The organism is Mesorhizobium sp. M7A.F.Ca.MR.362.00.0.0, from assembly GCF_004023175.1.
In the GTDB taxonomy this organism is placed as follows: domain Bacteria; phylum Pseudomonadota; class Alphaproteobacteria; order Rhizobiales; family Rhizobiaceae; genus Mesorhizobium.
Genome location: NZ_RZTF01000040.1, coordinates 8825 through 19412 on the forward strand (window position 1 = coordinate 8825; position 10588 = coordinate 19412).

Consider the following 10588-nt stretch of genomic DNA (forward strand, 5'->3'; position numbering starts at 1 on the left):
ACGGCAATGCCGGCGCGGGCGCGTCGGACCACAAGCAGGACAAGCAGGAGCCGCAACAGGCGGAACGCTCCGACGACCATCTCTTCGCCGACCCCTACGCGGTGCTTTCGGAAATCGCCGCGGATACCGGGGTCATGCAGAATGTCAGCCAGAAAGGCGACGGCGGCGTGCAGGCTGCCGGCCCGGCTACCGGCGCCTCCGGTGGCGCCTCCTACCGCGATCCCTTCGAGCCGGATTTCTGGTCGCAGCAGGTAGCGGCGCCCGGCGCCGAAGCCAGCGCCGAGCGCACGAAGATCGAGGGCGATCCGGCCAAGCCCGGCGACAAGACCGCCGAAACCCAAGTGCTCAAAGTCAAAGCCGTGCCGCCTGTCGCCGCACCGCTCGAGCCGCTGGCTAAGGACGCGACCGGCAAGCAGGCCGCGAACCCTGCCACGGCAATGGCCGGCGAGACCAAGCCGGACGGCACCACGGTCGCGGGCGCAGCCAAGGCAGAGCCTGAGGCGCAAAAGGCCGCCAAGCCCGACATCGGCGAGAAGGCGCCAACCGCGGCTGCCGTCAAGGCAGCTGCCGACGTCAAGCGGCAGCTGGCCGATGCCTTCAAGCCCGGCGACAAGCTGCACGACGGCGTCTCGGTCGAAGCCACCGACAAGGGGATCGTCATCTCGATCACCGATCAGCTCGACTTCGGCATGTTCGAGGTCGGCTCGGCATTGCCGAGACGCGAACTGGTGCTGGCGATGGAGAAGATCGGCCGCATCATCAACAGCCAGAAGGGCACCATCAGCATCAACGGCCACACCGATGCCCGGCCGTTCCGCGGCGACAGCTACGACAATTGGCGGCTGTCGACGGCGCGCGCGCATTCCGCCTACTACATGCTCGTGCGCGGCGGCGTCGACGAACGCCGCATCACCGAGGTCGCCGGCTTCGCCGACCGCCAGCCGAAGGTAGCAGCCGATCCATTGGCGGCCGCGAACCGTCGCATCGAGATCCTGATGGCGACCGGCGGATGAAGCGAGCGGCCGTCACCCGCCGGTTGATTGGTTTGTTGCTGCTGGCCGGCGGACACCCGTCGGCCGGTTTCGCCCAGGACGCGCTGCAGCCGTATCAGCTGGTGCGCTCGCTGCAACTCATCCAGGACCGCATAGCCGCCGGCGATCATGCCGCCCTGCCGATGCAGGCCAAGCTGCTGGAGATGGCGGATGCGCGCTTGCGGGCGGCGAATGCCGAGGACTACAAGGATCCCAAGAACTTTCGAGCCCTGCTTGTCTACGGCATGAGCGGCGGCAACCCGGTGACCGTCGAAGCGGCCACGTCGCGCGCTACGACGGATCCGCAAAGCCTTGCCATCGCCAAAGGCGTGATTGATTACCTCAACGGCCGGCCCGGCGAGGCTATCGAAGCCTTGAGGCCGATCGATCCCATGGCGCTGCCTCCGGATCTCGGCGCCTTCCTCGCTTTGGTCAAAGGCTCACTGCTTGCCGGTGATCAACCGGCGACCGCACTCCGTCTGCTCGACGAGGCAAGATTGCTCAGCCCCGGCACGCTGGTCGAGGAAGCGGCACTTCGCCGTTCGGTCGGCCTTGCAGTCGCGCAAGGCGATGCGGCACGCTTCGCCCTTGCTTCCACCCAATATGTCGAGCGCTACCTCTATTCGCCCTATGCCAGCCAGTTCGCCGACTCCTTCGTCTCCGGCGTCATCGCGCTGCACATGTCGATCAGCCAGGACAAGCTGGGCGACATCACCTCGATGATGGATCCCGAGCGCGAGAAGGTGATCTATCTGCGCATCGCCCGCCGGGCCGCGATAGACGGCCTGAACGACTTGTCGGCCTTCGCTTCGGCGCGGGCGGAACAGGGCCGCGACGGCAACACCAATCAGGACGATCCACGCGCCCTGCTCTATGCCAGCCTTTCCACCGTCACCTCGGGGACAATCGAGGACGTTCGTGCCAAGCTCGGCAAGATCGACCGCAGCCGGCTGTCGGAGGGTGACCGCGCTTTGCTCGACGCCGCGCAGCCGGTGCCCGAGATCGCCACGGCGCAAGGCGCCGATGACAGTGGCCTACCACCGGTCGAAGGCGCCATCTCGGAGCAACCCGCCGTCACCGCGGCCTCCAGCGGACCAGCCGCCAATGCGCCGGACACGGCAGCAGCGGCATCCGCCGACCCTGCGACTGTCATGCCGGCGTCGGCACCGTCACCCGCAGCCGGTCCAGAGCCCGCCGATCCGACCGACGCCGCCATGACCAGAACACGTCGACAGCTCGACCTGATCGACCAGATGCTTGGAGCCGCCCCCAAATGACCACCAGCCTCGGCTCGGCCTTGCCAGGATTTGCCTCCACGCGCGCGACGTCGGAGCAGCCGGCCGCGAACGGCAGGAACGATGACGCCGGCTTCGGCAAGATGCTGCGCGACGATGCCGGTGCTGCCCGCCCGGAACGGCAGCCGTCGACAGAGGTGGGATCGCGCGACCAGCGCTGGAGCAAGCTCGCGGCCGGCCTTGCCGGGCATGACGCCAAGGCCGAACCAGCATCGGCCGAGCCCGCAAGGACCATCTCGGCCAAAGTGGCAAACGTGAAAACCGGCAAGGACGATTTGGAAGCAAACGCGAAGGCCGACGCTGAAGAGACGGCGCCGGACGCCGAGCCGCTTCAGGACGACCTGCCGCTGCTGATCGCGTTTCATGACCTGCGGCATTTCTCGACAACGGCCAAGGCAGCCGGAGGCAATACGATGACCGGCGAGAATCCGTCGGACCCGGCGCTCGATGGGCAGGCTTCACTGCCAAAGACCTACCGGCCAAAATCCGCAGGCGGACGCGAAGCACTCGAAACCATGCCGAAGCCGGAGCAGGCGTCGATCGTCGACGGGCCTTTGACGGCGCTTGACGGTCAGTCACTGAGCGCTGCCTCCAGCGCGCCAGAACGCGACGCCGCGGCGGCGGCCCAGAAGCTGCCGGACGCACCGGCCGCCGATGTGCCCGGCGTGCGGTCGAAGCACGCCGCGAATGCGATGAAGAGCATCGAGGATGTCCAGTCCTCGATGCGTCCCGAAGCGGGAAAACAGTCCCTGCCCACTGCGCGCATCGACGTGGTGTCGGAACGGAGCTTCCCCGCACTGCCGCAGAGTCCTATCAGCCAGGCAGCCCTCAATGTGATCAACGCCATAGCCACCGACGCCGGGCCGCAAAAGGCGCTTTCAGCCTCACCCACGTCCACCCATCTGGCCAGCTCTGTTGCCGTTCCGACACATGTGTTGAAGATCGAACTCCACCCCGCCGAACTCGGCATGGTGACGGCCAATCTTCGCCTCTCCGGGGAACAACTCTCGATTGAGCTGAAGCCGGAAACGCACGACGCTTATCGTCGGCTGTCGGCCGACAGCGAGGCCATCGTCAAGTCGCTGCGGGGGCTCGGCTTCGAGGTTGACAAGGTCACGATACTGCAACCTTCGGTAGCAGTTCCCGCTACAACCCGGGCGGATGCAACCGCTCCTATGGCGGCGGCGACAGGCCGCGATCCAGCATCCTTTCAACCGGGGAATTCGGGCAGCGGCAATGGTGGAGCCGGCGGCCAGCAACCGGGCCAGCAATCCTCAGGGAAACGCAACGATGACGCGCAGGACTACGGCCGCGGCACTTCGCCTGCTCGCGAGCGCGCTGGCGGCGATATCTTTATCTAGCGCGGCAAACGCCGCCGCAGCCGCGGCCAATCCCTGCGAGCCGGAGATCCTGCGCGCCGCCGATCGTTATGGCGTACCCGCCGGCATCCTCTATGCCGTTGGCCTGACGGAGACCGGAAACAAGGGCAGCCTTCAACCCAATGCCTTGAATATAGAAGGAAAAGCAGTCTTTCCGAGGAGCCGGACCGAGGCCCTTGCCGCCTTCGCCAATGCCCGGCGCGAGGGCAAGACCCTGATCGATCTGGGCTGCATGCAGATCAATCACCACTACCACGCATCGCATTTTCGCAGCGTCGAGGACATGCTCGACCCACGCCAGAACGTCGACTATGCGGCGCGCTTCCTGGCCAGCCTTCATGCCCGTCACGAGACCTGGTCTATGGCCGTGGCCCGCTATCATGCCGGTCCCGACAACGACCCGGCGCAGAAGATCTATGTCTGCCGCGTCATTGCCAACATGGTCGCCACCGGCTTTGGAAAATGGACCGCGAACGCCCGCGGATTCTGCAACCCGTAAGCGCATTTCCCGTTACTAATAGACAAACCGTACAACCCGAATTGTTGGTTTGACTTGGTCAGAACTTGCCGCCGAAAGCACATCTGGCCGCCCGCTAATGCAACCGAAACGATTCCAGACTCCCAAGAAACTAGCTACAAGAAATGACGGTTGTTCAGGATTCCCGCCAGCGGATACGCCTCTCTTCACGGGGCAAATGATTTGATTCGGAAGGCGGGGCCGATGATTGTGATCGTTGACGAGCGCGAGCTCGTAACAGAGGGATACAATTCACTTTTCGATCGTGAGGGCATCGCCTGTGCAGGCTTTGCGTCCGGGGAATTCGGTGAGTGGGTGAACTCTGCCGCAGACACCGATCTACGCTCGGTCCGGGCCTTCCTCATCGGCGACTGCCGCGAGGGTTCCATCTCTCCGCGCCAGATCCGCGACCGCACCGGCGCCCCGGTGATTGCGCTCAGCGAACAGCATTCGCTGGAGAACACGCTCCGGTTGTTCGAGAGCGGCGTCGACGACGTCATTCGCAAGCCCGTCCATATCCGCGAGATCCTGGCCCGCATCACCGCCATCCGCCGCCGCGCCCAGGAAGACGTCGCCTACACCGAGATCGGCGCCATGCGCATCTTCATGGACGGCCGCGACCCCGAGATCGACGGTCAGCCCCTCCCCCTGCCGCGCCGTGAACGCCGCATCCTCGAATATCTGGCGAGCAATCGCGGGCGCCGTGTCACCAAGACCCAGGTTTTCAACGCCATCTACGGCATCTTCGACGAAGAGGTCGAGGAGAACGTGGTGGAAAGCCACATCAGCAAACTGCGCAAGAAGCTGCGCGAGAAGCTGGGCACCGACCCGATCGATTCCAAGCGTTTCCTCGGCTACCGGCTCGTCTTCTGATGCAGCGCCGCGCCAGCCTCGCGCAAGAAAGCATGCGTAGCCTCGTAGCCAGCAGCATGGACACAGCGGAGACGTTTCGATGAGCCTCTACGGAATGATGCGGACCGGCGTTTCCGGTATGAACGCCCAGGCAAACCGCCTATCGACGGTCGCCGACAACATCGCCAATTCCGACACCACCGGCTACAAGCGCTCCTCCGCCGAATTCTCGACGCTGGTCATGCCGTCGACCGGCGGTGCCTACAATTCCGGCGGCGTCACCACGACGATCCGCCAGGCGGTCAGCGATCCGGGTGTGCTTCAGTACACGACCTCGGTTTCCGACCTTGCCGTCAGCGGCGATGGCTTCTTTGTCGTCCAGGATCCGAGCGGCACCCCCTACCTGACCCGGGCCGGCGCTTTCGTTCCCGACGGTCAAGGCAGACTTGTCAACTCGGCCGGCTTCCAGCTGATGGCGTACAGCTACGACAACGGCGTACCGGCAGCGACGGTCAATGGCTTCGAGGGGTTGGTCCCGGTTGTCATCTCCGACCAGGGAATGACCGCAACGCCGAGCACCGAGGGCAGCTATGCCGGCAACCTGCCGGCCGGCGCGACACCGGTCGCGACCGCCAACCTGCCCGCCGCCAACGCTGCGACCGCGCAATACACGTCGAAATCCTCGATGGTCGCCTACGACAATCTCGGCAACAAGAAGCTGCTCGACGTGTATTTCACCAACACCGGCGCCGGCACCTGGCAGGTGGCGGTCTTCGATCAGTCGAAGGCCACCGCTGGAACATCGTTCCCCTACACCGCTGGCGGCTTGCTGGGCTCGGCCAACCTGACCTTCGACACCACCACCGGCAAGCTCACCGGCACGCCCACCGGCGTTTCATTTACCGTGCCGAACGGCGCCACCCTCAATCTCGATCTGTCTGCGCTGACCCAGCTTGGCGCCGGCTTCACGGTTTCCGATGCCCAGGTCAACGGCAACGCGCCGAGCACCATCGACAAGGTCCAGATCAGCAAGGACGGCACCATCTACGCACAGTACAAGGACGGTTCGACCAAGCCGCTCTACAAGATTCCGCTGGCCGACGTGCAGAGCCCGGACCAGCTCACCGCGCTGCCCGGCAACGTCTATTCGCAGGGCACCGAGTCCGGCGCGGTTCGTGTCGGCTTTGCCAATGAAGGCAAACTCGGCTCCATCATCTCCGGCGCGCTCGAGAATTCCAACGTCGACATCGCCGAAGAACTGACCAACATGATCGCGGCGCAGCGCAGCTACACCGCCAATTCGAAAGTCTTCCAGACCGGTTCCGATCTGATGGACGTCCTTGTCAACCTGAAGAGATAAGACGGGCGTCGCCCGCGAAAGACCCGCATGTCACTGTCTACCGCATTGAGTATCGCCCAGTCGGCGCTTATGAACACCGCGCGACAGACAAGCGTTGTCTCGCGCAACGTCGCCGACGCCTCCAATCCGGACTATTCGCGGCGCCAGGCCGTCGTCACCAGCACGGCGCCGGGCGCGCGTTCGGTCGATATCCAGCGCGCAGCCAACGAGCTTTTGTTTCGCCAGAATCTCGGCGCGCTATCGGCCTGGAGCGGGCAGAACGCGCTCTACAGCGGCATGGATCAGCTGGGCGTCGCGGTCAATGGCGTCGACAATGCGTCCTCGCCCTCGACCGCGATCGCCAACCTGCAGCAGGCGCTGCAGCTCTACGCCACCTCGCCCTCGAACCAGAACCTCGGCGCCTCGGTCATCGACGCCGCCAAACAGGTCGTGCGCTCGCTCAACGAGGGCTCCAAGGCAGTCCAGGATTTCCGCACCCAGACCGACGGCCAGATCGCCACCGCCGTCGATGACCTGAACTCGCTGCTCAGCCAGTTCCAGGATGCCAACACGGCGGTCATGTCCGGAACCCGTTCCGGCACCGACGTTTCCGATGCGCTCGACCAGCGCGACGCGCTTTTGAAGAAGATTTCGAACTATGTCCCGGTGTCGACCTTCACGCGAGGCGACAATGACATGGTCATCACCACCGGCGACGGCACGACGTTGTTCGAGACGATACCGCGCACGGTCACCTTCGCGGCGTCGGCAGGCTATACCGCGGGTGCCGCCGGCAATGCCGTTTACATCGACAACGTGCCGATCTCGGCGGGAGCCGGCGGCAACACCAGCGCCAGCGGCACGCTTGCCGGCCTGCTGCAATTGCGCGACGGCGTCGCCTCGACCATGCAGAGCCAGCTCGACGAGACCGCGCGTGGCCTGATCACCGCTTTTGCCGAGACCGCACCCTCGATGGCCAATGCCGCCGGCCTGTTCACCTGGTCGGGAGCGCCGGCCGTGCCGGCCGCCGGCACGCTGGTCACCGGCCTTGCCGCGTCCATCAGCGTCAATGCAGCGATGGACCCGAGCACCGGCGGCAACCCGACGCTGCTGCGCGACGGCGGCGCCAATGGTGCGGCCTATGTCGCCAACACGGGCGGCGGCGCGTCCTATTCCACCCTTCTGGTCGCCTATGGCGACCGGCTCGACCAGCCGATGACTTTCGACCCCGCCGCCGGCGTTTCGGCAACCTCCAGCGTATCCGACTACGCCGCCAGTTCGATCGGCTGGTTCGAGGGCGTGCGCCAGCAGGCTTCGACCGCCTCCGATGCCAAGGAAGCACTGGCATCGCGCAGCGCAGAGGCGCTGTCCAACGCGACCGGGGTCAATGTCGACCAGGAAATGTCGTTGCTGCTCGACCTCGAACACACCTACCAGGCATCGGCCCGGATGATGAAAACCGTCGACGACATGCTGACGGCCTTGCTTAACGCGGTGGGATAATTCCATGACTTCAGTCTCCTCGGCCGCAATCTCCAATGCCATGCGCTCCCAGCAGATGCGCATGCAGGCCGAACTCGTCAAAGCCACGAAGGAAGCGTCGACCGGCAGGGTCGCCGATGTCGGGCTGGCTCTCGGAGGGCGCACCGCCCAGTCCGTCACCTTCTCGCGCGATCTCGACCGGCTCAACGTCATTATCGATTCCAACGGCCTGGTCGGCGCGAGGCTTTCCTCGACACAGACCTCGCTTGGCCAACTCTCCGGCGCCGCTCAGACCTTCCTGTCCGCCCTGACCACCGCTTCCTCAAGCGACTCGTCCAACAGCCTCACCCGGGACTCCGGCAAGGCGACCATCCAGCAGCTGACCTCGATCCTCAACACCAGCGTCAATGGTGAATATCTGTTTGCCGGCACCAACACCGACGTCAAGCCGATCAACGATTTCACGGCTGCCGGCTCTCCCGCCAAGACTGCATTCGATACCGCTTTCCTCACCAATTTCGGTTTCACCCAGGACGACCCGGCAGCGGCCAACATCACGGCCGCCCAGATGGACGATTTCATCACCAACGATGTCGCGCCGCTGTTCACGGGCGCGGGTTGGCAGGGCGACTGGTCGAACGCCACCGACCAGCAGATCGTCAGCCGCATCGCACTCAACGAAACCACACCGACTTCGACCAGCGCCAACAGCGATGGCATTCAGAAACTCGCCATGGCCGCAGCCATGGTCAGCAGCCTGATGTCCAGCAACATCAGCCAGGCGGCGAAGAATACGGTTGTCAGCCGCTCCACCACATTGGTCGGCGAAGCGCTGAGCGGCATTGGCCAGCTTCAATCCGAGACCGGCATCGTCCAGAAGCGGGTTTCCGATGCCAACGATCGGATGAAAACGCAGGTCGACCTTTTCGAACGGCACATTCTCGATCTGGAAGCCGTCGATCCGGCGGCAGCCGCGACACGGGTCGCGGACCTGACACAGCACATCGAAACGTCTTTCGCGTTGACCGCACGCCTGCAGCAGCTCAGCCTGTTGAATTACCTGACCTGACAACGCTTAACGGAACGGTAGAGCCCCAACGATGTACCAATTCTCCTACGCCGACATCCAGAGCAACTCCGTTGCCGACGCGAAGGACCGCGAGCGGGAGCTTCTGACCCGCTCGATCGACATGCTGGCGGCGGCAGCAGCGGCCGGCCACGATTCCATGGAAGCGATCGAGGCGCTTCACTTCACCAACCGCGTCTGGACCGCCTTCGTCGAGGATCTTGGCTCCAGCGACAACGCCCTGCCCAAGGAACTGCGCGCCAACCTCATTTCCATCGGCCTGTGGCTGCTGCGCGAGGCGGAGGACATCCGTCAGGGCCGCACCAACAATTTCGAAGGGTTGATCGAGGTGTCCCAGATCATCAGGGACGGCATTCAATGACCAACACGCTGAAGATATCGCTCAAGCCGAACGAAAAGATTTACATCAACGGCGCCGTCATCCGGGTCGACCGCAAGGTCACTGTCGAATTGATGAACGACGTCCAGTTCCTGCTCGAAAGCCACGTGATCCAGGCCGACGATGCCTCGACGCCGCTCAAGCAGCTTTATTTCATCCTGCAGGTCATGCTGATGAACCCGGCCGGCGCCGCCGCCGCGCGCGACATGTTCCGCCGTTCGCTGCCGCTGCTTCTGGCAAGCTTCGAGGACACCCAGATCTGCAGCGCGCTGAAACAGATCGACCGCATGGTCGGCGAGGATCATATCTACGAGGCGCTGAAGGCGATCCGCGCGCTTTATCCGCTCGAACGCCGCGCGCTGGGTGGTAATGACGATGTTTCGGGTGCCGAGCGCCCGCTGGCCGTGGGAGCACGATACTGATGAACGTGGACATGACGACGACGATTCCGACAGGCGCCAATCAGGCCACGGCGTCGACCTCGAAGACAGCGGTCGACTACCAGTCCTTCCTGAAGCTTCTGATCGCCGAGATGAAGAACCAGGATCCGACCAAGCCGATGGATTCGACGCAATATGTCGCCCAGCTCGCCACCTTCTCTCAGGTCGAGCAGTCGGTGCAGACCAATACCAAGCTCAATCAGATCATGCAGTCCTCGGCGCTGTCGCAGGCCGACGCACTGATCGGGCGCTCGATCACCTCCGCCGACGGCCTGACCACGGGCACCGTGGCTTCGGTGCGCCTCGCCAGCAACGGTCTCATCGCCGTGCTGCAGAACGGCACCGAAGTCGCCGTCGGTCCGGGAGTCTCGGTCAAGGCAGCAAGCTGACGCTTTCGACAGAGAGCCAGTCCCATGAATGAGGCCGACGCTCTCGACATCGTCCAGTACGCGGTGTGGACGGTGCTCGTCGCGTCCGCTCCGGTGGTGCTGGTCGCCATGGCGGTCGGCATCGGCATCGCCCTCATCCAAGCGCTGACGCAGGTACAGGAGATCACCTTGACCTTCGTGCCGAAGATCGTCGCGATCATGCTGGTGGTGGCGTTGACCGGCCCCTTCATCGGCAGCCAGATATCGGCCTTCACCAACGTCATCTTCGAGCGCATCCAGAACGGCTTCTGAGCCTGTTCCAGGATGGTGTGCCGAGGCATGCCGTTCGCAATTGTCTGAGGACAGACGCCGCCGATCCCAGCGGCACCTCCGGACCCACCGGCGGACAAGGCCTGGAC

12 protein-coding genes are annotated in these 10588 nt (G+C 64.3%); all 12 read left to right on the top strand.

All coding sequences use genetic code 11. The features are described 5' to 3' along the window. A partial coding sequence (locus tag EOC06_RS08375) for a MotB family protein (RefSeq protein WP_245469403.1) occupies window positions 1–1013 on the top strand: 1013 nt, incomplete at its 5' end. After that, the gene (locus EOC06_RS08380; protein ID WP_128307493.1) at window positions 1010–2308 is read left to right on the top strand and encodes a chemotaxis protein MotC; all 1299 of its coding nucleotides are present in this window, start codon (window positions 1010–1012) and stop codon (window positions 2306–2308) included. The genes EOC06_RS08375 and EOC06_RS08380, both read left to right, overlap by 4 nt. Further along, complete coding sequence (locus EOC06_RS08385) at window positions 2305–3687, top strand: flagellar hook-length control protein FliK (protein WP_128307494.1); 1383 nt, start codon at window positions 2305–2307, stop codon at window positions 3685–3687. Before EOC06_RS08380 ends, EOC06_RS08385 begins: the two co-directional genes overlap by 4 nt. Beyond that, window positions 3617–4204, top strand: coding sequence for a transglycosylase SLT domain-containing protein (locus tag EOC06_RS08390; protein WP_050592657.1), 588 nt, complete (start codon window positions 3617–3619; stop codon window positions 4202–4204). The genes EOC06_RS08385 and EOC06_RS08390 overlap by 71 nt, the downstream gene beginning before the upstream one ends. A 222-nt stretch (window positions 4205–4426) precedes the next feature. Further along, entirely contained in the window at window positions 4427–5095 is a 669-nt protein-coding gene (locus EOC06_RS08395) for a response regulator transcription factor (RefSeq protein ID WP_013529780.1), read from the top strand. 79 nt (window positions 5096–5174) lie between these two features. Then, the gene (locus tag EOC06_RS08400; protein ID WP_127322241.1) at window positions 5175–6434 is read left to right on the top strand and encodes a flagellar hook protein FlgE; all 1260 of its coding nucleotides are present in this window, start codon (window positions 5175–5177) and stop codon (window positions 6432–6434) included. Window positions 6435–6461: 27 nt separating this feature from the next. Next, window positions 6462–7916, top strand: a complete 1455-nt coding sequence (gene flgK / locus EOC06_RS08405) for a flagellar hook-associated protein FlgK (protein ID WP_127271695.1) — start codon at window positions 6462–6464, stop codon at window positions 7914–7916. A 4-nt stretch (window positions 7917–7920) separates the two neighbouring features. Continuing rightward, on the top strand, window positions 7921–8964 hold the full coding sequence (locus EOC06_RS08410; protein ID WP_128307495.1) for a flagellar hook-associated family protein: 1044 nt from the start codon (window positions 7921–7923) through the stop codon (window positions 8962–8964). A 31-nt stretch (window positions 8965–8995) separates the two neighbouring features. Continuing rightward, the gene (gene flaF / locus EOC06_RS08415) at window positions 8996–9343 is read left to right on the top strand and encodes a flagellar biosynthesis regulator FlaF (RefSeq protein WP_023810018.1); all 348 of its coding nucleotides are present in this window, start codon (window positions 8996–8998) and stop codon (window positions 9341–9343) included. After that, entirely contained in the window at window positions 9340–9783 is a 444-nt protein-coding gene (gene flbT / locus EOC06_RS08420; protein WP_023810019.1) for a flagellar biosynthesis repressor FlbT, read from the top strand. Before flaF ends, flbT begins: the two co-directional genes overlap by 4 nt. Next, window positions 9783–10190 carry a flagellar hook assembly protein FlgD gene (gene flgD, locus EOC06_RS08425; protein ID WP_013529774.1) on the top strand — a complete coding sequence of 136 codons (408 nt, stop codon included), beginning with the start codon at window positions 9783–9785 and terminating at the stop codon, window positions 10188–10190. The genes flbT and flgD overlap by 1 nt, the downstream gene beginning before the upstream one ends. Before the next feature lie 24 nt (window positions 10191–10214). Next, window positions 10215–10481 (top strand): flagellar biosynthesis protein FliQ, encoded by a 267-nt coding sequence (fliQ, locus tag EOC06_RS08430; protein ID WP_023810020.1) that lies wholly within the window; start codon window positions 10215–10217, stop codon window positions 10479–10481. Window positions 10482–10588 lie beyond the last annotated feature (107 nt).